This window comes from Paraburkholderia sp. RCC_158 (genome assembly GCF_041355255.1).
In the GTDB taxonomy this organism is placed as follows: domain Bacteria; phylum Pseudomonadota; class Gammaproteobacteria; order Burkholderiales; family Burkholderiaceae; genus Paraburkholderia; species Paraburkholderia graminis.
In genome coordinates this window covers 677,951-699,649 of sequence record NZ_JBFUPM010000001.1, presented here as the reverse complement: position 1 = coordinate 699,649, position 21,699 = coordinate 677,951, and the positions used below count along the sequence as shown (strand labels likewise).

The 21,699-nt window shown below is 61.7% G+C and carries 19 protein-coding genes and 1 pseudogene; 9 read left to right on the top strand and 11 right to left on the bottom strand.

What is annotated here, in order from left to right:
• The first annotated feature begins 215 nt into the window (after positions 1-215).
• From AB6809_RS03115 to AB6809_RS03100, 4 genes and pseudogenes are all read left to right on the top strand, one after another.
• Entirely contained in the window at positions 216-2,159 is a 1,944-nt protein-coding gene (locus tag AB6809_RS03115) for an EAL domain-containing protein (RefSeq protein ID WP_029967083.1), read from the top strand.
• A 59-nt stretch (positions 2,160-2,218) separates the two neighbouring features.
• Entirely contained in the window at positions 2,219-2,647 is a 429-nt protein-coding gene (locus tag AB6809_RS03110; protein ID WP_307260260.1) for a hypothetical protein, read from the top strand.
• Between the two features lie 125 nt (positions 2,648-2,772).
• A pseudogene (locus AB6809_RS03105) lies at positions 2,773-4,460 on the top strand (purple acid phosphatase family protein).
• Between the two features lie 142 nt (positions 4,461-4,602).
• The gene (locus AB6809_RS03100; RefSeq protein WP_006047277.1) at positions 4,603-5,043 is read left to right on the top strand and encodes a hypothetical protein; all 441 of its coding nucleotides are present in this window, start codon (positions 4,603-4,605) and stop codon (positions 5,041-5,043) included.
• Between the two features lie 92 nt (positions 5,044-5,135).
• Here the strand turns inward: AB6809_RS03100 and glnQ are convergent, their stop codons facing one another.
• From glnQ to AB6809_RS03070, 6 genes are all read right to left on the bottom strand, one after another.
• A complete protein-coding gene (gene glnQ / locus AB6809_RS03095; RefSeq protein WP_006047276.1) occupies positions 5,136-5,864 on the bottom strand; it encodes a glutamine ABC transporter ATP-binding protein GlnQ in 729 nt (242 codons plus the stop codon).
• Positions 5,861-6,517 (bottom strand): glutamine ABC transporter permease GlnP, encoded by a 657-nt coding sequence (gene glnP / locus AB6809_RS03090; protein WP_029967077.1) that lies wholly within the window; start codon positions 6,515-6,517, stop codon positions 5,861-5,863. Before glnP ends, glnQ begins: the two co-directional genes overlap by 4 nt.
• A gap of 63 nt (positions 6,518-6,580) precedes the next feature.
• Positions 6,581-7,333 carry a glutamine ABC transporter substrate-binding protein GlnH gene (gene glnH, locus AB6809_RS03085; RefSeq protein ID WP_006047274.1) on the bottom strand — a complete coding sequence of 251 codons (753 nt, stop codon included), beginning with the start codon at positions 7,331-7,333 and terminating at the stop codon, positions 6,581-6,583.
• Positions 7,334-7,604: 271 nt separating this feature from the next.
• Positions 7,605-8,360, bottom strand: a complete 756-nt coding sequence (locus AB6809_RS03080) for an enoyl-CoA hydratase (protein WP_029967075.1) — start codon at positions 8,358-8,360, stop codon at positions 7,605-7,607.
• Positions 8,357-9,523: a CaiB/BaiF CoA-transferase family protein gene (locus tag AB6809_RS03075; RefSeq protein WP_029967073.1), complete on the bottom strand. Its 1,167-nt coding sequence runs from the start codon at positions 9,521-9,523 to the stop codon at positions 8,357-8,359. Before AB6809_RS03075 ends, AB6809_RS03080 begins: the two co-directional genes overlap by 4 nt.
• A 146-nt stretch (positions 9,524-9,669) precedes the next feature.
• On the bottom strand, positions 9,670-10,557 hold the full coding sequence (locus tag AB6809_RS03070; RefSeq protein ID WP_307260254.1) for a LysR family transcriptional regulator: 888 nt from the start codon (positions 10,555-10,557) through the stop codon (positions 9,670-9,672).
• 250 nt (positions 10,558-10,807) lie between these two features.
• On the opposite strand from AB6809_RS03070, the gene AB6809_RS03065 reads away from it, so the two are divergent.
• Positions 10,808-12,121 (top strand): MFS transporter, encoded by a 1,314-nt coding sequence (locus AB6809_RS03065; RefSeq protein WP_029967070.1) that lies wholly within the window; start codon positions 10,808-10,810, stop codon positions 12,119-12,121.
• A gap of 161 nt (positions 12,122-12,282) precedes the next feature.
• Here AB6809_RS03065 and AB6809_RS03060 read toward each other — a convergent pair whose 3' ends face one another.
• Positions 12,283-13,050 (bottom strand): hypothetical protein, encoded by a 768-nt coding sequence (locus AB6809_RS03060; protein ID WP_307260250.1) that lies wholly within the window; start codon positions 13,048-13,050, stop codon positions 12,283-12,285.
• Positions 13,051-13,402: 352 nt separating this feature from the next.
• Here AB6809_RS03060 and AB6809_RS03055 point away from each other — a divergent pair, with 352 nt between their 5' ends.
• The gene (locus AB6809_RS03055; RefSeq protein WP_006047268.1) at positions 13,403-13,696 is read left to right on the top strand and encodes a DUF1330 domain-containing protein; all 294 of its coding nucleotides are present in this window, start codon (positions 13,403-13,405) and stop codon (positions 13,694-13,696) included.
• A gap of 115 nt (positions 13,697-13,811) precedes the next feature.
• Here the strand turns inward: AB6809_RS03055 and AB6809_RS03050 are convergent, their stop codons facing one another.
• From AB6809_RS03050 to AB6809_RS03040, 3 genes are all read right to left on the bottom strand, one after another.
• Positions 13,812-14,663, bottom strand: a complete 852-nt coding sequence (locus AB6809_RS03050) for a carbohydrate ABC transporter permease (RefSeq protein WP_006047266.1) — start codon at positions 14,661-14,663, stop codon at positions 13,812-13,814.
• Positions 14,660-15,550: a carbohydrate ABC transporter permease gene (locus tag AB6809_RS03045; protein WP_029967068.1), complete on the bottom strand. Its 891-nt coding sequence runs from the start codon at positions 15,548-15,550 to the stop codon at positions 14,660-14,662. The genes AB6809_RS03050 and AB6809_RS03045 overlap by 4 nt, the downstream gene beginning before the upstream one ends.
• Positions 15,551-15,648: 98 nt before the next feature.
• Entirely contained in the window at positions 15,649-16,881 is a 1,233-nt protein-coding gene (locus AB6809_RS03040) for an ABC transporter substrate-binding protein (RefSeq protein WP_006047264.1), read from the bottom strand.
• A gap of 277 nt (positions 16,882-17,158) precedes the next feature.
• Between AB6809_RS03040 and AB6809_RS03035 the strand changes: the two genes are divergently transcribed.
• The 3 genes from AB6809_RS03035 (at position 17,159) to AB6809_RS03025 (ending at position 19,960) form a co-directional block, all read left to right on the top strand.
• Positions 17,159-17,932: an SDR family oxidoreductase gene (locus tag AB6809_RS03035; protein ID WP_307260244.1), complete on the top strand. Its 774-nt coding sequence runs from the start codon at positions 17,159-17,161 to the stop codon at positions 17,930-17,932.
• Positions 17,933-17,959: 27 nt separating this feature from the next.
• Positions 17,960-19,036 carry an ABC transporter ATP-binding protein gene (locus AB6809_RS03030; protein WP_029967065.1) on the top strand — a complete coding sequence of 359 codons (1,077 nt, stop codon included), beginning with the start codon at positions 17,960-17,962 and terminating at the stop codon, positions 19,034-19,036.
• Positions 19,037-19,099: 63 nt separating this feature from the next.
• The gene (locus tag AB6809_RS03025) at positions 19,100-19,960 is read left to right on the top strand and encodes a MurR/RpiR family transcriptional regulator (protein ID WP_006047261.1); all 861 of its coding nucleotides are present in this window, start codon (positions 19,100-19,102) and stop codon (positions 19,958-19,960) included.
• Here the strand turns inward: AB6809_RS03025 and AB6809_RS03020 are convergent.
• Positions 19,957-21,495: a Fic family protein gene (locus tag AB6809_RS03020; RefSeq protein WP_029967064.1), complete on the bottom strand. Its 1,539-nt coding sequence runs from the start codon at positions 21,493-21,495 to the stop codon at positions 19,957-19,959. The genes AB6809_RS03025 and AB6809_RS03020 overlap by 4 nt on opposite strands.
• Between the last annotated feature and the right edge of the window lie 204 nt (positions 21,496-21,699).

Here is a 21,699-nt window from a genome sequence, read left to right as displayed (position 1 = left end):
GGTTAACCTTACGAAAGGCCGAAATAGAGAATCTCGTCGATACGGGTCTCCGTAAAGGGCCTACCAAGCCGTTTTCTGTCGGGCATATACCCAGCAAGTGGGAAAGCGGATTCGCGCCACTATTTGGCGGAATTAACCTTTTGCCGAACGTTTACGTGATAATCGGTACGCACGCTGCCGGTTTCGAACCACTAACCACTAAAAATGCGCGGGTCATGGCTTTTAGCGAACCAAGGTCTCCATTTTTCCGGTGGCTCGTGTCTTCGGCTCAGAATCTGAGCGCGGAGAACCGCCAGATACTTCTCGCCAATCTTTTCACACGCACCGCGTCCATCGTCTTCGCATCCATTTGCGAAATCAGCGTCTGCGCGACCGCTTACTATCTGCACCCGAGCTTGCTGTATGCGACGTGGACGGGCGCCGTCGTCGCGCTGCTGATTGTGCGGCTCGCGCTCATCTGGTCGTGCCGCCGCCGCAGCGCGCTGGGTCTGCCGACACCTACCGCCGCCTTCCTGTTTGCAAGCGTTCTGTGGAGCGCGTTGTTTGGCCTGGGCGCTTTGCTGTGCAACATCAGCGGAGACGCAACGCTCTTTCTGCTTGGCAATGTTTGCGCGGTCGGCGTTGTCGGCGGACTCGCGGGACGCAATGCGGCCACGCCGCGGCTCGTGATGCTGCAGATCGTCTTCATCATCGGTTTGCTGGGCGTCGGCGCGGCGCTGTCGCCGGGCTCCGGAAAACTCGTGCTTCTGTTTCAGGCGCCGTTCTGCGCCGCCGGCTTTCTCACGGTTGCGCTGCGCAGTAATCGCGATACGGTGGCGCTGCTGCTCGCGCGCGAAAGCAGTCAGCGGCTCGCGCATCACGACAGCCTCACCGGCTTGCCGAATCGTGCGCGCATCAACGAACTGCTGTTCGAGCGCACGGCGGTCAGCGCGTCGCAACGCGACGGATTGTTCGCTGTTCTATTGATCGACCTCGACGGCTTCAAGGCGATCAACGACAGTCTCGGCCATGCCGCGGGCGATCAGATTCTTCAGGAAGCCGCGGTTCGCCTGCGTGAAGTGATGCCGGCCACCGACATCGTCGGACGCCTGGCCGGCGACGAGTTCGTGGTGATCTCGGAAGCGCCCGAGCCGTCCCGCGATGTGCGGCTCATCGCGGACAGCATCGTCAAGACGCTGGCGCGCCCCTTCGTACTGACGGAAGCGCTCGTGCATATCGGCGCGAGCGTGGGTGTGGCGCTGTATCCCGAGCACGCGTGCACGGGACCGCAATTGCTGATTTGCGCCGACCGTGCGCTGTACGCGGTCAAGCGCAGCGGCAAGAGCGCTTATCTGATTTTCGACGCACACGAACATGTCTCCGACGAAAGCCTGAGCCTGTTGCGCAGCGACCTGGAAGGCGCGTTGCGCACGTTCATCGGACTGCGCATGGAGTATCAGCCGATCCTGGACCTCGCGAGCGGCGAAGTGACGGGCCGCGAAGCGCTGATTCGCTGGACGCATCCGACGCGCGGCGAGCTCTCGCCGTCCGCTTTCATTCCGACTGCCGAACGTACCGGGCTGATCCTCGCGCTCGGCGAGTGGGCGTTGCTGCAGTCGTGCAAGGAAGCGGTCATGTGGCGCGACAAGGTGCCGGTCGCGGTCAACGTGTCGCCGGTGCAATTGCGCGAGGAGGCATTTGCGTCGATCGTGGCGGGCGTGCTTCGCAAGACGCGGCTTCCGCCCGAGCGCCTGAACATCGAAGTGACGGAGACCGTGCTGCTGAACGACGACGTCGTGACCCGGCGCAACATCTCGCGGCTGCGTGCATTGGGCATCGGTCTTGCGCTCGACGATTTCGGCACCGGCTTCTCGACCATGTCGACACTCGTGCGCTTCACGTTCGACAAGCTCAAAATCGACAGCTCGTTCGTGAAGGAGTCAGTGCATCGGCGCGAATCCGCGGCAGTGGTGCGAGGGATCGTCGCATTGGCGCGCGAGATCGGCATGCCGACCACGGCCGAAGGCATCGAAACGCAGGAGCAGCTCGATTTCGTGCGGCGCTCCGGCTGCACGCATGCGCAAGGCTTCCTGCTCGGCAGGCCGGTGCAAGGCTGTGAGATCGCGCGTATCGACGACAAGCTGCCCGTGCAGTCCGTGCGCTCCGTGAACCAGTCCTGAGCCACGGCCTGTATTGCAAACGCGAGGGTTCTTATCCAACAGCGAACGGCGAGGCAAATGTGGATTCGACCTTGAAATTCCAGCTACGGCTTACCGTATCGCCGGAACTTGCCGATGCGCTGCGCACCGCCCGTTCGGGCGCGGCGCACGCGGAACTGCAACGGATCTTGCGTCGGCATGATGCGACGCTGAAATGCCAGTACGACGCATTCGCGGACTACGTGAGCGAGGCCGAGCGGCTCGGCACCGAGAAGTACTCGCTTTATCAGTGGACGCGCGAAACGATCCGGAATCCGGAGAAGAAAGCAAAGTACCTGCGATCGTTCACGGTCTATGTGAAGGGCGAGCAGATCTACGACAAGCAGATCGCCGATGCGATGGAGAACGAACTATTGAAACTCGCCGGCGTAGACAGCCCGCGCGGCATTGAAAGCGTTTCGAAGTTCGACACCAATCCCGCGAATAGTCCGCAGCCGCCAAAGCGTTAGCCGCTTGCGCGTCATTTGCCCGTCGCTTGCTCATTAGCGGTTAGCTCTTTTCATTCAACTGTCACCGTTTCGCGACTAGGATCACTGGTCAAAGCCGCCAGTCCTTCCTACCCACAAACACAGACATGTCGAATACAAAGAACGCTAATGCCTCGCCAGCCGATCAAGGCGCATCCATCGTTTCGCGTCGCGGGTTTCTGAAGTTCGCGGGCGCATCGGGTCTTGCCGGCGCGGCCAACGCGCTGTCGACGGCACGCGCCGCGAGCAGCACGCCGGACGGCACGCCCGAGCAGATCCATCTGACGTGGGGCAACGATCCTTCGAGCGACGTCACCGTGTCGTGGGCGTCGCTCGCGGCTGCCGTGAAGCCGCATCTGCGCATTGGCCGCATCGGCGACGCGAAGCACATCGTGCATGGCGTGCAGACCACTTACACCGACGGCCTGAACGGCGACGTCGTGTTCAACTATCACGCACGCCTGCGCGACCTGAAGCCCGACACGAGCTATGAATACGAGGTCACGGCCGAGAACGACAACAATGCCGCGCAGCCTTTCACCGGCAGCTTCCGCACCGCGCCGCGCGGCCGCGCGCCCTTCCGCTTCACGAGCTATGGCGATCTCGCGACGCCGAACACCGGCTGGGTGCTGTCGTCGCCGCAAAGCCGCTTCGCGGTGCAGGCCGTCGAGCGCTTTCAGCCGCTGTTTCATCTGCTCAACGGCGACCTGTGCTATGCGAACCTGAACCCGACGCAACAGCCGCAAGTGTGGCGCGACTTCGGCAACAACTGCCAGAACTCGGCGGCGAATCGTCCGTGGATGCCGTGCCCCGGCAACCATGAAATCGAGTTCCATAACGGCGAGCAAGGCTTCGCGTCGTATCTCGCGCGTTATGCGCTGCCCGACAATCACACGCGTTTTCAGGGCCGCTGGTACAGCTTCCGCGTAAGCTCGGTGCTGTTCATTTCGCTCGATGCCGACGACGTCGTCTATCAGGACGCCGCCGCCTTCGTCGCCGGACCGGCCCCGCTTGTGCCGGCCGCAAGCACCGGCAATCCGCCGATCCAGCCAGGCACCTCGTTTTATGTGCGAGGCTACAGCGATGGCGAACAGACGCGCTGGCTCGAAAAGACACTGCGCCACGCGGCCGACGATCACGACATCGACTGGATCGTCGTGCAGATGCACCAGGACGCGCTGAGTTCGTCGAAGACAGGCAACGGTTCCGACAAAGGCATTCGGGAGGCGTGGCTGCCGCTCTTCGACCGCTACGGCGTGGACCTCGTGCTGTGCGGCCACGATCACGACTACGAGCGCAGCTACCCCGTGCGCGGCTGCAATCATCACAAGGCACCGACATCGCCACGGGCCATCCGGTCGATACCTTGCAGCCAAAGCCGGTGATGTCGGCGATCTCTGCGGGCGCGTCCACGTTCGATACGAGCCAGGGCACGATCCACCTGATTCTCGGCGGCGGCGGCACGAGCGCGCCGCTCGACGTCTATGGCGTCGATGCAGGCACCGGACTGCCGCAAGCGCGCATCTTCACGCGGCCGAATCGTCCGGTGCCGGGCACGGCCGCGGGCACCTTCGTTCGTGCGAGCGCCGATGCCGTCGAAGATGCGATCTGGTCCGCGCAACGCGATACGGGCACGGGCTACGGCATCGCCGTGTTCGATCACGATCCGGGTCACGCGGGCGGCGAGACGACGATCACGATGAACTACTACCATGCGCCCGGCGCCGATCAGACGCCGACCGCCAACTACGAATTGTTCGAAACGATCGAGCTAAAAAAGAAGCGCAAGCGCTGAGGCCAGCGGACAGTAAAAAGGTAAAAATGACGGCGCTACATCATTTGTTACACGTCTTACCGGTAAGCCGTGCAGTGGTTACAGAGGGCTTTCATGTCACCGGTTATACTCGGCGCCGTCTCATAAAAACCAAAGACCTTTTATGTCCAGAAAAATCCTCCAGATTGTGGCTGTCGCGGCGCTTGCGAGCGCGGCGTCCTTGTCGGCTGTGGCCGGCGACATGAACAATGCGCTGGGCGGCGCGCTCGGTGGCGTTGCGGGTGCGGCACTGGGCGGCGCGGTCGGTGGCAGCACGGGTGCCGTGATCGGCGGCGCCGTGGGCGGCGGCGCGGGCGGCGCGGTGACGTCGAACCGCCGTGAGCGCACGGGTGCGATCGTCGGCGGCGCGCTGGGCGGCGGCGCCGGCACGGCGGCCGGCAATGCAATGGGCGGCCGTGGCGGCGGCCTCGTCGGCGCAGCCCTGGGTGGCGGCGCGGGCGCGGCGCTCGGCGGCAACATCTCGCGCTCGAACTCGTATTCCGACGACTATTCGCGCGGTTATCGTTCGGGCAAGAAGCGTCATAAGCATCGCCACTACGATTAAGCAGCACGTGGTAACGTAGTGCGGTGAAGGCCGCGAAAGCCTGGTGCGCCGCGCGAGCGGCGCTTGCTTCGGTGAATCGAGGCCGGGCTTTTTCAGCCGACGTGCTTCAAAAAGTCCTTCAAGCGCGGCGTGGGCGGGTTGTCGATCAGCTCGCCCGGCGCGCCATCTTCCGCGATGCCGCCGTTGTCCATGAACAACAGGCGCGTACCGACACGCTTGGCGAAGCCGATCTCGTGCGTGACGACAATCATCGTCATGCCCTCCGTCGCGAGATCCTGCATGACCTTCAGCACTTCATGACGAAGCTCGGGATCGAGTGCCGAAGTCGGCTCGTCGAACAGCATTAGCTTCGGCCTGATCGCCAGCGCGCGCGCAATTGCGACGCGCTGCTGCTGTCCGCCGGACAACTCGGACGGATAGTGATTCGCGCGCGATTCGAGCCCGACCTTGTCGAGCAGCGCCATTGCCTGATCGCGCGCTTCGGCTCGCGATGCGCCGCGCACCTGAATCGGGCCGAACATCACGTTTTCGAGCGCGGTCATTTGCGGGAACAGGTTGAACTGCTGAAACACCATGCCCGCTTCCAGACGGATCGCGCGGATGTCCGACGCATTGCCTTTCACGCTCAGGCCGTCCACGAGCAGTTCGCCGCCGCTGATTTTTTCGAGTGCGTTAATGCAGCGGAGCATGGTCGACTTGCCCGAGCCCGACGGCCCGACGACCACCACGACTTCCGAACTCTCGATGCGAAGATCGATGTTGTTGAGCACCGGCAGATGGCCGAAGCTCTTTGAGACGCGCTGAAATTCGATCATGCTCATAGAATTCGCATCCTTCTTTCGACGACGCGCAGCGACAGCGTCATGACACCGGTCAGGACCAGATAAATGACCGCGACGGCGGACCAGATTTCCACCGCGCGAAAGTTGCCGGCGATGATCTCCTGACCCTTGCGCGTCAGTTCCCCGACGCCGATCACGATAAACAGCGACGTGTCCTTCAAGCTGACGATGCACTGATTGCCCAATGGCGGAATCAGGCGTCGAAATGCGAGCGGCCCGATGATCTTCATCAGCACGCGCGGCGTCGAGAGTCCCATCGCGAGGCCTGCTTCCATCAAGCCCTTCGGGATCGACAGCAAGGCTCCGCGCACCACCTCGGCAAGATAGGCGCCCGAATTCACCGTAATGGCGATGATGGCGGCGGTCAGCCCGTCGATTCGCAAATGCGCAAGCAACGGCAACGCGAAGTAGAGAAACATCACCTGAACCACAATCGGTGTGCCGCGTATCAGTTCGACGTAAACCTGCGCAATCACGTTTAGCGCAAGCGGGCCGTAGGCGCGGCACGTGCCCGCCACGACACCGACGATAAAGCCGCCGATCAAGCCCACGAAGGCGATGAATACAGTCAGCTCCACGCCGTCTATCAGATCTGGAAGCGCACTCCAGATAACTGTCCAATCGAATTCCACGAACCGCTCCTTAGGTGTGCGTCTGCCGCGCGGCGGGAACTGCCGCACGGGACGTCGCAACGATTACGATTTGGGCGGCTCGGAGCCGAACCACTTCTTGTAGAGCGTCGCATAGCGGCCGTCGGCCTTCATCTTCGCGAGTTCCGCGTTGACGCTCGCAACGAGCGGACTGCCCTTCGGAAAGCCGATGCCGTACTTGTCGCCGCTCACCGGCGTGCCGGCGACCTTGACCTTGCCTTTACCGGCCGTGCTCGCGAAATACAGCACGTTGGGCGTGTCGTGCATCGCGGCGTCGACGCGGCCCGCTTCGAGCGCGAGGTACGCCTGGTCGATGTTCGGGAACTGGCGGATTTCCTTCGGCTTCAGATGCGCCTTGATCCAGTCGATAGTGGCCGTGCCTGTTTTCGCCGCGATCACCTTGCCGTTCAGATCGTCGATGGACCGGATGCTCGTGTTGCCGCTTTGGACCATCGCGGCGAGGCCGCTGTCGTAGTACGGGTCGGAGAAGTCGATGGCTTTCCTGCGCTCCTCCTTGATCGTCATGCCCGACAGCGCGACGTCGATATTTTGCGTCTGCAACGCGGGAATGAGGCCGCTGAAATCCATCGGCTGGACCTTGTATTTCCAGCCCAGGTCTTTCGCGATTTCGGCCCACAGGTCCAGGTCGAAGCCGACGTACTTGTCGCCCTGCTTGAATTCGAACGGCATGAACGACGTGTCCGTGCCGACCACGAGTTCTTTGGTGTCTGCGCGGGCGAGCGCGCTGCCGAATAGCGCGGCCGCAACGACGGACATGAGGAAGACGCGACGTACCATGATTTTCTCCGCATTGATTGACGATGAACACGCGTTGTGTCTACAACATGCGGTGTTCCGTCGGCATAAGCGACAACATATGTTGTCAATGCGGATACTACGACATCAAAAAGTTTGGCAACAGGAATTTTTGTCGATGAAAACCCTGGCGTGACGCCACGTGCCCGCCGCGGTGGACGCTCGTGCGAAACAAAGGCATAAAAAAAGCGCCGCTGTTGCGGCGCCTCGAGCGAGTCTCTTATGCAAAGGTATCGCGACTGCGGCTACGCCGTCATGACTTCGACGTGAACGCCGCGACCGCTTCCCTGAAACGGCTGCTGCCGTACACGCTTTCGATCAGATCCTCGTCGTCGAGCCGCTGATCGATCACGATGCGGCGCAGGCTTTCTTTCACCGCGTGCTGCGTGACGGGCGAAAGCGCAATCAAACGTTGCGCGAGCGAGTGCGCCGCTTCCTGCAATGCGTCTCGCCCGCAGATTTCGTGCACGTATCCGCACGCGAGCGCTTCTTCGGCGCTCAGATAGTCTGCGAGCATCAGCATCTTCTTCACGCGCGGTGTGCCGAAGGCTGCCTGAAGCCGCGCGATATTGCGCGACGACAGCGTGTTCGACAACGTCTTCGCAATCGGTGCGCCGAAGCGCGAAGCGTCGGTGCACACGCGAAAATCGCAGGCCGTCGCGAGCGCGAGACCGCCGCCCACCGCCCAGCCGTCTATCACCGCAATGGTCGGCATGGTAATTCGCTCGACAGTGTCGATCACGCGCTCGACGAACGCTTCGTATGCGAGCCCATCGCGGCCGTCGCGGAAGTCCTTGAAATAGCCGATGTCCGTGCCGGAAATGAACGACTTGCCGCCCGCGCCGCGCAGCAGAATGCAGTGCACGTCGTCGTTCGCTTCGCATTGCGCCACGAGTGCAAGCAGCGACTCGTACATGTCGAGCGTCATCGCGTTGTGCCGCTCGGGTCTGTCTATGAGGATTTCCGCCGCGCCCGAAGCGTGAACGGTCAGACGAACCGGTTCGCTCATGACGCGGCTCCGTTGATTTCGGCGAAGATCTCGTCGTTGTGCTCGCCGAGCAGCGGCGGATGGCGGCGCACGGTCGGCGGCGTGCCAAGCAGTTTGACCGGAAAGCCGATGTTCTTGACCTTGCCCTCGTTCGGGTGATCGATCTCCATGCACATGTTGCGATGCTGTGCGTGCGCGCTTGCAAATGCTTCGGGATACGAAAGAATTGGTCCTGCGGGGATGCCGGCCGCGAGCAGCAGATCGACCCATTCGCTGCTGTCGCGCTTGCCGAACTCCTGTTCCAGCACTTCGATCATCGCCTCGCGATTTTTCAGTCGCAGCGACACGCTCGCGTAATCCGCGTGATTGATCAGATCGCGCCGATCCAGCGTTTCGCACAGCCGGGTCCATAGCTTCTGGTTGGTTGCGCCCATCACGAAGTAACCGTCGCGCGCCTTCACGGCCTGATAGGGTGCGCTCATCTTGTTGCTCGTGCCGAGCGGTGTCGGCGGCACGCCGGTGCCCCAATAGTCGGACATGTCCCAGATCGAGAAGGCCATGATCGAATCGAACAGCGACGCGTCGATATGCTGGCCTTCACCGCTTCGCTGCGCGCCGATATACGCCGACAGCAGACCGAACACCGCGAACATCGCACAGCCGATATCCGCGACCGGAACGCCGGCTTTCACGGGCTTGCCGCCTTTGTAGCCCGTCACGCTCATCACGCCCGACATGGCCTGCGCCATCAGATCGAAGCCGGGCCGCGACGCCCACGGCCCGCTTTGCCCGAAGCCGGAAATGCTCACGTAGACGATCTTCGGATTGATCGCCTTGATCGACTCGTAATCGATCCGCAACCGCTGCACGACGCCCGGCCGATAGTTCTCGACGATGACGTCCGCGGTTTTCGCGAGCTTGTAGAACATCTCGCGCCCTTCGTCGCTTTTCAGATCGAGCGTGACGGAGCGCTTATTGCGGTTGAGGTTGAGAAAACCCATGCTGTCGGGGCCTTTCATCTTGAAGCCCATCGAACTGCGCGTCTGGTCGCCCTCGGGCGGCTCGACCTTGATGACGTCCGCGCCGAGGTCGGCCAGCATCATGCAGGCGAACGGCCCCGCCATGACCTGGCTCACGTCGAGCACGCGTATGCCTTGCAGCGGTAGATGCGTTGATTGCGTCATGTCGGGCTTCCTCCTCGGTCGGTGAGTCATGTTGTGACTCCACTGTCGCCGGGCGGAAGCGTTGCCGCAAGAATCGCTACGTCATGGCTGGTTTCGCGGATCGCGAAACCGTCGCGCGTGTGTGCTCCAGCTAGACCGCTAGACTGCTAGGCACCCGCCAGCAACTCCGCGACGACGTTGCGCAGCGTTTGCTCCTGCGCGTGCCCCTCGACGCAGGACAGCACGTAACTGCGCCGCGACCAGTCTCCGTCGAGTTCGACCGATGCGAGCGATGCCTCGGGATGAAAGCTCTGCAACACATCGGGCGGCATGAAGCCGACGCCGAGGCCGTGACGCACCATCGCGAGCATGGTGTCGAAGCCGTTGACGGTCAGGTTGTCCGGAAACAGCCGGCCGCGGCTGCGATACGCGCGCTCCACGGCGGACAGCACGGCCGAGCCCTTGCCGAGGCTCACAATGGGAAGATCGAGAATGTCGTCGATGCCCACTGGTCCATTGCCGAATTCAAAATGCGCGCGGCTATAAACCAGCACGAGGCGATCTTCTCGATACGCGCATTTGTCCAGATCGAGAAAGCCGCTTTTCTTCTCGTAGATGCCGACATCGATCACTTTGTCGCGCAGCAGTTGCTGCACGATCTTGCTGTTTTCCTCGACGATTTTCAGCGCGATGCGCGGATACTTGCGCTGAATCCCGGCGATTTCACGCGCCAGAAACTGAATGACGACCGCCTTCGGCGCACCGATGATGATGCGCCCTTCGAGCCCATGATTGAGGGCCTGTGCATCGCCTTCCATGCGGTCAATCAGGTTGTCGATCTGCCGAACGTACTCGAGCAGCTTCGCGCCGGACTCGGTGATTTGCGCGCCATGCGGCACGCGTTGGAAGAGCTTCGCGCCGAGTTGCTCTTCGAGATCCGACACGCGCCGCGATGCCGCCGCGACTGCCAGGTTCAGCTTGTCCGCGGCGCGCGAGATGCTGCCTTCTTCCGCAATGGCAAGGATCAGCCGGACAGTTGTCGTGTCGAATTTCACTTGGTCTCCAATGGGTATTCAACGATGAATCGGTGCATGCGCCGCCCGCTAGTTTAGTGCGCCGCGAACTGCGGCAATAACGAAAACGCTATCACGGCATGCGGTTTCGACATTGGAGCTCTCGCGCCTGCATCCGTACACTTGTCCTTCAGCACCTGCATACAAGTGCCGCGCTCTGCGGCACGATGCATATCGACAACGACGAATGGCCTTTATCAACGTTGATGGCCATCTGGACGGAGACACGATTTTGGACAAGCCCACTGGTTCGCTCACGGCCGCCGCGGTGCGGCCCGCTCGCCTCAATTTCCGCTGGCATGTGCTTATCTGGCTGCTGATCGGCGGGATTATCAACTACATGGACCGCGCGAGTCTTTCGATTGCGGCGCCGGGCATGATTGCCGAACTCGGACTGACTCGCACGCAAATCGGCCTGCTCGGCAGTGTGTTTGCGTGGACGTATGCGGTCATGCAATTGCCGGCCGGCTGGGTGATCGACCGCTTTGGCGCAAAGCGCGCCTATGCACTCGCGATGATCTGGTGGAGCGTCGCGACATGGCTCACTGGCGTGGTCGGTTCCATTTCGGGGCTACTGGTGATGCGCGCGTTGCTCGCGGTCGGCGAGGCGCCGTGCTGGCCGACATCCGCGAAAATTACCGCTGCATGGTTTCCCGCGAAGGAGCGCGGATTCGCGACGGGCGTGTGGGACTCGTCTTCGAAATGGGGACCGGCCATTGCACCGGCTGTACTCGTCGCGTTGATGGTCGCATTCGGCTGGCGCTCGCTCTTTCATGTGACAGGCGCGGTGGGTGTTGCCTTCGCGTTGCTGTTCCTGATGTTGTATCGCAACCCCGTGGACAGCAAGCGTCTTTCGAAGGATGAGCGCGAGTACATCGAGGCGGGCGGCGGCGGGCACGAACGCTCACTCGCCAATTCATCGCTGCGGTGGCGTTCGCTATTCGCGCGACGCAGCGTGTGGGGCATGATTCTCGGCTACTTCTGCACGATCTGGCTGTGGAATATTTTCCTCGTGTTCTTGCCGCTCTATCTACTCGACCGCTTTCATATTTCGTTCGCACAGCTTGGCGTGTATGCGGGTATTCCGTGGGCAGGCGGCGCGCTGGGCGAGATTGCCATCGGCTATCTGGCGAAGAAGATGGTCGACCGCGAGATCGCTTCGCCGATTGCCGCAAAGCGTCTGTTGATTGCATGCTGCGCGGTGGGCGCCGCTGTATGCGCGATTGCGTTGCCGTTTAGCCATACGTTGAACGTGACGCTTGCACTCTTCACCGTCGGGCTGGCGTTCATTGCGGCCGTGGTGGGTTCCGCGTGGGCGCTCGCGGCGGACATCGCGCCTTCGTCGATGATCGCCTCCGTCAGCGCGATCCAGAACTTCGGCGGTTATTTCGGCGGCGCGTTTTCGCCGGTCGTCGCGGGATTTATTGTCGACCGCACCGGCTCGTATGCGCTGGCGTTTATTTCAGGCGGCGCGATTGCGGGGTGCGCGGCGCTGTTCTACTGGTTCATGGCTCGCGAACCGATTGTCGATGATGCGGCTGCGTAAGCGGTAGCGCGGCGATAACCACTGGCATGTGGGCAGTTCGCCGTTGCGGTATTGCGGAGTCGTGGTGGCGCTCGATGCGTGTGGGCGCGAGTGGATGGAATCGGGAGAACGCATATCTGCCGATTCCATCCAGACGCGCGAGCGCACAACGCGCTCCGCGTCTACTGCGTGCCCGGCTGCTTTTGCGCGCCGGACGCGGGCGCAACTCGTGCCGACTCCTTGACCAGTTGATCGGTCATCGCGTCCGCGACCGGGTTCGAACTGCGGCGATTGAGTTCGACCGGAGCGGTCGGCGGCGGCGGGGGCAATGACGGATCGAGTTTCGCCGACTCGCGCACGAGCAGTTCCGTCATCAACGCACCAACGTCGCTTGAACCGCGGCGGCGCAGGTCATCATGACCACGCGAATCTTCGGCACCGCGCTGCGCGGTTTTCGATCTGGTGTTGTTTGCGTGTTGCGGTTGTTGTGGTTGCATCTGCTGCTGCGCTTGCACCGGTTGCTGCTGTATCGGCTGCGTCGGTTGCTGAACCTGTGGGAGTAGCGCCTGCGTTTGCATGTCTGCCGCGGGCACGTTCGCGACGCTGGTGTTCGGAACGCCCTGCAACGCCGGTGCCGCCGGCAGCGCAGGCTGCGGCGCAACGGTCGGGGTCGGAGCCGGCGACGGCCGCACGTCCATGCGGCTCACCTTCGTGCCGCCAGGCGCGTTGCTGTTGGCCTTCGCCGATGTCTCCGGCGACGCCGGGCGAGCAATGCTGCCCGCAATCACGTGGGTCTCGGCAGGTCGCGAATCGGTAATCTCGGGCGCGGTCAGCGCGGCCTCGGGCGCGGCAGCCGACTTCTTTTCCTCGCGCGGATAGAGCAAATAGGCGCAGATCACCAGGTCAGCCAGCACAAGGCCGATGATCAACGTCTTTCCGGTATTGGTCATATCTAAAACTGAATCTTCATCGAAAGGCACAGGTTCATGATAAACGACGACTCGTTGCCTTACCGCGCACAGCGGTCGCTGCGTTTCAAACACGAGCGGCCAGCCATCGACACGTCGCGTGGATCGCAGGGAAGAGTTTCCATACAAGTTGGCCGTTTGTCATGCGCCGTGGTTCAACTTTTTGGGCCATCTTTTTCGGACATGTGGCGCGATTCGCAGGGCAAACATTCGGATCGGCCCGCCGCGCCGATAGTCCTTTGCGCCATAGGGCCATGACTGGCCGCCACGTATTCTCCGGGGCGTTCTCTGTTACGCTCCTGCATTCATGACCGTCACTAACGAGGAGCGTCAAATGAGCAAGGGGTATTGGGTCACCACGTATCGCAAGATCAACGATCCGTCGAAGCTGGCCGCCTACGGTCAGTTGGCCGGGCCGGCAGTAGCGGCTGCGGGCGGCAAGTTCCTCGTGCGCGGCGTCGCGGACGAAGTTCATGAGCAGGGCTTGAAGGAGCGGACGGTGGTGATCGAGTTTCCGTCGTATGAAGATGCAGTCGCAGCGTATTCACGCGACGACTACAAGAAAGCGCTCGACGCTTTGGGCGACGCAGTAGAACGCGATCTGCGCATTGTGCGCGGCGCGGAATAAGCACAAGGAATAACGGCAAGCGGGTTCAGCGGAACACGCGCTGACCGCCATGGCCACCAGCATCACCATGACCGCGCCGAAGATTGCAAACCTCGGCGCGGTCCGCAAAAACGTACTACTTCACCGCCCCCAAAGCCAGGCCCTTCACCAGATACCGCTGCAACCACGCAAACACGACCGAAACCGGTAGTGTTGCGCACAGCGTCGCGGCCATCACGAGATGCCACTGGACCACATACTTGCCGGCGACCATGTCGGTGACCTGCACCGTGAGTGTTTTGTTTTCCGGCGAGCGGATTAGCGTATACACAACGGCGAATTCATTCCACGCGTTGATGAACGTGAAGATCGCGGTGACGACAATTGCCGGCACGGCAAGCGGTAAAAACACTTTGAAAACCGCCCGCGTTCGTCCACATCCTTCCAGCCACGCCGCTTCCTCGAGATCGCGCGGCACCGTTTGAAAATACGAAGAGAGCATCCATACGGCGAACGCAATATTGAACGCCGCATACGAAACGATCACGCCGATTTTCGAATCGACGAGATTGCCGTCGCCATAAGGGATCATGGCGGCAAGCCGGAATAGCCCGACGACCAGCAGGATAGGCGACAGCATCTGCGTGACGAGCAGGAACTGGCGATACGGTCCGCGTCCACGGAACGGGAAGCGCGCCAAGGCGTAAGCGGCGGGCAAGCTCACCGCGAGTGCCAGCAATGTCGACAGCAAGCTGATAACCGCACTATTGCGCAGCGCCACGCCGAAATTGGCCGCTTGCCACATATCGGCGAAGTTGCTCCACTGCCAATGCACCGGCAACCAGCGCGCGGGATAAACGAAAATCTCCGAAGCAGGTTTGAGTGCGGTGAAGAGCATCACCGCAAACGGGAACAGCACCACGATCACCAGCGGCGACAACGCGAGCCAGCACCACAGGGAGCGTTTCGTTTTCGTGCTGAGCGTCATGACGGTTCTCCTTCTTTCGCCGGCTGCATGCGCAAATACGCCATCGAGAAAACGAACAGCATGACGAGCATGATCAGCGACACGGCCGCGGCCTCGCCCGGTCGTCCGAGCCTGAAGCCGAGTTCGTACAGATACGTGACGAGAATATGCGTGCTGTTATCCGGGCCGCCTTGCGTCATGACCCAGATGATCGGGAACGAGTTGAACACGTAGATCACGTTCAACAGAATGGTCATGTTGATGAACGGCCGCATCAACGGCAGCGTCAGCTTGCGAAACTGTTGCCACGCGCTCGCGCCGTCGATGCGCGCCGCTTCGTAAATGTCGCCGGGCACAGAGGACAATCCGCCGAGCAGAATCGTCACCGTGAATGGAATCGACACGAGAATGCCCACCGCGATTTCCACGGGAAACGCGAGTTCCGGAGTCGCGAGCCAATGAATCGGGCCGCCGATCAAGCCGAGGCGTTGCAGCGTGACATTGACCATGCCGTAGTCGTCGTTAAACGCCCAGCGCCAGACAACCGCGGTCATGGTGAGGGAAACCGACCACGGCAGCATGACGATGGTTCGCGCGACGCCGCGCCCATAGAAGTCCTGATTCAGCACCAGTGCAACAGGCACCGAAATGGCGACTGTGCCGCCCACCACGAACACGGTCCACACGATCGTGCGGCGCGCGGCCGCCAGAAACGTCGGGTCGCTGAAGATCGAATAGAAGTTCTGCAAGCCCGTGAAGTCGCGAATCGCCCCGAAACGCGATACTTCATGCAGCGATTGCCACACGATGTTGAAAATCGGATAGCTGATGATAAAAAGCGCCAGCACCAGGCTCGGTGCAATCAGTAACCACGGCGCTTGCAGACGCGAAGAGGCGGAACGGCTCATACATGCTCGATCGTGAGACGCGCCCGCATGAAGCATGCGGGCGCGTCGGAATGGGCCGGATAGTGACGGCTTACCGCGACGTCAGAGCGTCGCCCCGATCAATGGCCGAGCGACTTGTTGGCTTGCGTAGCCGCCGCATTCAGCGCATCGGCGGGCTTGGCCTTGCCCAGGTAGATGGACTGCATCGCGTCGGTCACGGCCTTCGCGGTGTCTTCCCAACCGGTCACGGTCGGTGCAAAACGCGCAGTGGGCAGCAAGGCGACAAATGCTTTGGTATCCGGATCATTGAACGCCGGGTCGGACGATTCCGCCTTGGTGGTCGGCAGGAAACCTTCGGTCGTCGTGAACTCGACGCGCGGTTCTTTGGTGAACAGATAGTCGAGGAACTTCCACGCGGACTTCTTCACCTTCGAGTTCTTGAACATCACGATCGAGTCCGTGACTGCGTAAGTGGCGTGCGTGGTGCCCATCGGAATCGGATCGATGCCGTACTTCAGGTTAGGCGCTTCCTTCTTGATCTGCTTCGCGAGGAACGGCGCCGAAATCATCATCGCCACGCGGCCTTGCTTGAAGAGGTTCTGTACGTCTTCGCGGCTGTAACCGGTAACGCCCGGTTGCGTCAGACCCTGATCGATCAGCGATTTATACAGCGTGGCCGCCTTGACGCCCGCCGCCGAGTTGAACGCCGCCTTGTTGTCCTTGCCGACTACTTCGCCGCCGTTCGTCCACAGCGCATAGTAAAAATAGACGTCCGTTTCGATTTCCTTGCCTTGCAGACCGAAGCCGGCAATGCCTTGCGCCTTCAGTTTCTTCGACGCTTCAATCACGTCGTTCCATGTTTTCGGGCCGTCCGGATAGCCGGCTTTCGCGAGCAGATCCTTGTTGTAGTACAGCGCGCGTGCGGACGCGGCGATCGGCAAACCGTACACCTTGCCGTTGATTTCGCCAGGTGCCAGGAACGGACCGATAAAACGTCCCTTGAAGTTGGCGTCCATATAGCCGTCGAGCGGTTCGGCCACGTCGTCCTTCACGAAGTCGAGCAGCCAGCGCGTGCCGACAATCGCGAGGTCGGCGTTCGCGTTGCCGGAGATGTCCGTTTGCAGTTTCTGTTGCAACGTGTCCCAGTTCACGTCTTCGATCTTGATGGTGGTGCCGGGATTGGCCTTTTCGAAATTGCGAGCCATCTTTTCGAAGTACGGCGCGGTTGCGTCGCTGTAATGCGCGACGGTCACGCGAACCGTGTCGGCCTGAGCCGATACGGCAATACCTGCAAACGCGAGCGCCACGGCGACTTTGCCAAGCGCGAGGGAAGCACGGGCATGCAACGACATCTCTCTCTCCTCATAGGTCCGCTGCCGTCGCCGGCTGCTGTGGGTTGAATTGTTTGAAAAAATCCTACACGGCTAAAAATGCGTTGTCACGTAGGGTCTGCGATATTTTTTCTGGCCCGCGTTTGTGCATAAGATGCCTGTAAAACAGGGATATTCTCGATGCAGGCTGCGCGCCCGTTACCCAATATCCGGGACGAAGCGGCTTGTGCGGTGCGTCGCGCTGTAAGAAATTTACGCGGTCTGCGAAGTGCCGGGCGTGCGGAAAAGCGAGGGCAAAATGAATCGAGTCGTATTAGTGACGGGCGCTTGCGGCGGCATCGGCAGCGTGTTGTGCAAGCGTTTCGTGGAGGAAGGCGACACGGTGCTGGCGCTCGACATCGACGGGGCCGCGCTCGATCGCCTGGCGAAGCAACTCGGTGAAACGCAGGTCACGCCGCTTGCCGTCGATCTCGGCGACGCCGCCGCGGTGCAACAAGCCGTCGCCGCGGCGGTGGCCGAGTGCGGACCTGTCGACGTGCTGGTCGCCAACGCGGGCGCAGCCGAGGGCCTCACGCTCGCCACCACCGACGCCGCAAGCTGGCAGCGCGACATTCATCTGAACCTGAACGGCACATACAACACGGTCGAAGCCGTGCGCGCGTCGATGATCGAGCGCGAGCAGGGCGCGTTGGTGTTGATCGGCTCGGTGAATGGCATGGCCGCGCTCGGGCATCCCGCGTATAGCGCGGCCAAAGCGGGCTTGATCAGTTACACGAAGGCGCTCGCGCTCGAACTGGGCCGCTATGGCATTCGCGCGAACATCGTATGTCCGGGCACGGTGAAGACGCCGGCATGGCAGGCGCGCGTCGACAAGAACCCGCAGGTCTTCGAAGATTTGAAAAAGTGGTATCCGTTGCGCGATTTCGCCACGCCTGACGACATCGCCGATGCCGTGCTGTTTCTCGCGTCGCCTATGGCGCGCGTGATTACCGGCGTCGCGCTGCCCGTCGACGGTGGCTTGATGGCAGGCAACCGGCTGATGGCGCAAGAACTGACGCTCGAATCGCTTTGAGCGAAACCTGCAGACGACGAGGACAGCATGGCAGCAGTGCAACTGAGCGGCATCTTCAAACGCTACGGCGACACGCAGGTGGTGCACGGCATCGACCTTCATATCGACGACGGTGAGTTTGTCGTGCTCGTCGGCCCGTCGGGCTGCGGCAAGAGCACGCTGATGCGGATGGTGGCCGGGCTCGAGGAAATCAGCGGCGGCGATTTGATGATCGGCGGAACGCGTGCGAACCATCTCGCGCCGCAGCAGCGCAATATCTCGATGGTGTTTCAAAGCTACGCGCTGTATCCGCATCTTTCGGTCTACGAGAACATCGCGTTCGGGCCGCGCATTCGTAAAGAGTCGCCGGCGAATTTCAAGCCGCGCATCGAGGCCGCGGCGAAGATGCTCAATCTCGGCGGCTACCTCGACCGCTTGCCGCGCGCGTTGTCGGGCGGTCAACGTCAGCGTGTCGCGATGGGCCGCGCGGTGGTGCGCGAGCCGTCGCTGTTTCTGTTCGACGAGCCGCTGTCCAATCTCGACGCGAAGCTGCGCGTGCAAATGCGCACGGAGATCAAGGCACTGCATCAGCGCCTGAAAAACACGGTGATTTACGTTACGCACGATCAGATCGAAGCCATGACGATGGCCGACCGCATCGTCGTGATGAACGCGGGGCGGATCGAACAGATCGGGCGTCCGCTCGAACTGTACGACCTCCCGGCCAATCTTTTCGTCGCGAGCTTTCTTGGCTCGCCGTCGATGAATTTCGCCGAAGGCATCGTAGTGGATCACTCGCAGGGACTTGCGCTGAAACTCGCGGACGGTGGCGAGGTCGTGCTCGAAGGCGCGCCGCTGTCGGCGAGTGTCGGCGCGAGGGTCACGTTGGGCGTGCGGCCCGAACACATCGAGACGATCACGCAGACGCCCGACGCAATCATGGAAGTCGAGGTGGTCGAACCGACTGGCGCCGAGACGCATTTGTACGGGAAAATAGGCGGCAACACGTGGTGCGTGACGACGCGTCAACGCTCGAAGGTTGAGCCCGGCGAGCGCGTCGCGTTGCGCTTGCCGGCTGCTCATATTCATCTGTTCGATACGGAGAGTGGACGCAGACTGGTTTGAGCCGCGTGTTGCCGATTGAAGCTGCGAGCGACGCGGATTCATTTAACCCTTAAGGAACACCGGGTGTCCGCACCGAACTTGATTCCCCATATCCGCAGCGCACTCGCCAGTTTGCGGCCCGCAGAACGCAAGGTCGCGGACATGGTGCTGAACGACGTGGACTTCGCGATGCGCGCGAGCATCACCGAACTCGCGCAGCGCGCCGATGTCTCCGAGCCTTCGGTCACGCGTTTTTGCCGCGCGATCGGCGCGCATGGTCTGCGCGACTTCAAGATGCAACTGGCGCAGAGCGTGGCGGGCGGAATGCCGTATTCGTCGGCGGCCATTGCGCGCAGCGACGACGTGCAGACGCTGATGGACAAGGTAGGCGAAGCCGCCGTCGACGGCATCACGCACGCGCGCGGCGCGCTCGATCCGGCGGTGGTCGAAAGCGCGATTGCAGCGCTGTCCAGCGCGCGGCGCGTGTTCTTTTTCGGCGTCGGCTCAGGGTCCGGTCTCGTCGCGCAAGATGCGGCGTTGCGGTTCCTACGGCTCGACATCGCGTCCACTGCGTTTACCGACGCGCACTTGCAGCGCCTCTACGCCGGGATGATGGAGCCCGGCGACGTCGCCTTTGCCATTTCGCATTCGGGCCGCAGCGTCGAGGTGAACGAGAGCATTCAGATTGCCAAGGAACGCGGCGCGACGACGATCGCGCTGACCAATGTCGGCTCGCGGCTTGCATGGCTCGTGGATATTGCGCTGCTGCTGCGCGTGCCGAGTCCAATCGATCCGAATACGCCTGGCGTATCGCGCCTCGTGCATCTTTGCATCATGGACGCGCTCGCGATCGGCGTCGCACTCAAAGCGGGTCCGAAGACGCTGGAGAAGATGCGGCATGCGAAGGCGAGGTTGTCGTCGCATGAACCGCAAACGGGCGATTAGGGAATGTTCTCTTCGGCGAAAGCTTCGGTGATCGCATTGACGATTTGCGCGGCCAGATTCGGCCGCTCATCGAGAAGCGGATAGCGTTTGCGCAAGCTGTTGGAAATGCTGTTGCCGTTTTGCCGGACGCTGCGAATGATGCTGTCGAGATCGTTGTCCGGTGCTTCCAGGAAATTTTTGATCGCACGCCGCGCCGTGTCGTTCGCATGCAGAAAGCGCGCTTCGTTGCGCATCTCGTGGCGCAGCGTCACGTCGATGACATTCGCGAGATAGCTGACGTGCGCGGTGAGATCGGGGTAGCGCCACGCGGGCAACGCGTCGTCGTAGGCGCGAAAGTGCAGGTTGAACTCGACGCCGTCGTCGGCCGTTTCCGTTTTCCCGAACGTGTACTGATCCGCGTAGTGCTTCATCAGCGGGCGCGAAAACCGTTCGAGCACCTTGTCGTAAGCGGCGCGATCGCGCGTGCTTTGTGTGATCGTCGCGGACACAGGCAGGATGATCGGCGCGGGCACGGCTCCATCGCGGCGCAATACGTCGTTGATCAGAAAGCGCGAGATGCGGCCGTTGCCGTCGGCCATCGGATGCACATAGACAAAGCCGAACGATGCCGCCGCCGCGCGAACAATCGGCGCAGCGCCTTGCGTGCGTTGAAGGAACTGGCCCAAGCCCGCGAGCATTGCTTCGACCTGCTGCCAATGCGGAGCAATGTAATCGACCACCGGCTCATAGCGCGCGACGTGTCCCACATAGACCGGCGAGCGGCGAATGCCATAGCGCAACGCCGACTCCCCGAGGATGCCGCGTTGCAGGGCAACGAGCGTCTCGGCATCGAACGGATTGGCATGCCGGCCGCACTCGCTTTCCATGACCGCGGCAAAGCGGCGGATGCGGTCCTCCTTGTCCTGTTCATGCTCAATGAGAAAACTCGCGCGGCTCTCCTTCACCGTCAGCCAGACGGCACTGCGCATGATGAGATCCACGCCGTAATCGGCTTCGAGTTCGGCCAGTGGCGACGCAAGGTCGTACGTTTCGGCGCGCCGCACCGACTCCGCGCGCCGGATCACCGGGCAGAAGTCGCGATTGCCCGGCAGATTGTCCCGCACGCGCCAGCGCGAGTTGTTGACGGTCGTGCCCACGACGAACTCGTCGGGGTTCAGCGCATCGACGTAATTGCCTCGCGATGCGCCTTGCGCATCAAGACGCTCGGGGCGCAGCCATTCGTAGAAAAAGCACGCGCGGCGCGCATACGCGCCGGTCGGTTCTCTTGCGATCCACGCTTCCAGTTCGCCACGTACGGACTTCAGCGCGAACAGCCGCGCGAGGAATTCCAGATGGATGCCTTCGTGGCGGAAGGCGAATGTCAGATGATCGGTCAGGCTCGAAACGGGGCGATAGGCGGCGGGATAGATCTCGCGGCTGATGTCGCCGTCGGTGGCGCTCGAGCGCGTGCGGCCGATTTCGCTCTGAACGGCGAACGGGTGGACCGGTACGACGCCGTACGTGTTGGCCAGCCATTGATATCCGATGTGCGGCATGGGGTCGATCCGGGTGCGCTTGAGATGGCGGGAAGCAGGTCGTCTGCATCAGTTTCGATTATTCCACGTTCAAAACGATTACAAACAGGGCTTTTTCCAAAAAAACGCTTATTCTGGCCCCGGCCGTCCGCATCGTTTCGATTATTTCTCTGCCGAAACGATTACAAATCGACGGTTTTCGAAAAAAACGATTACCGGGCCGAA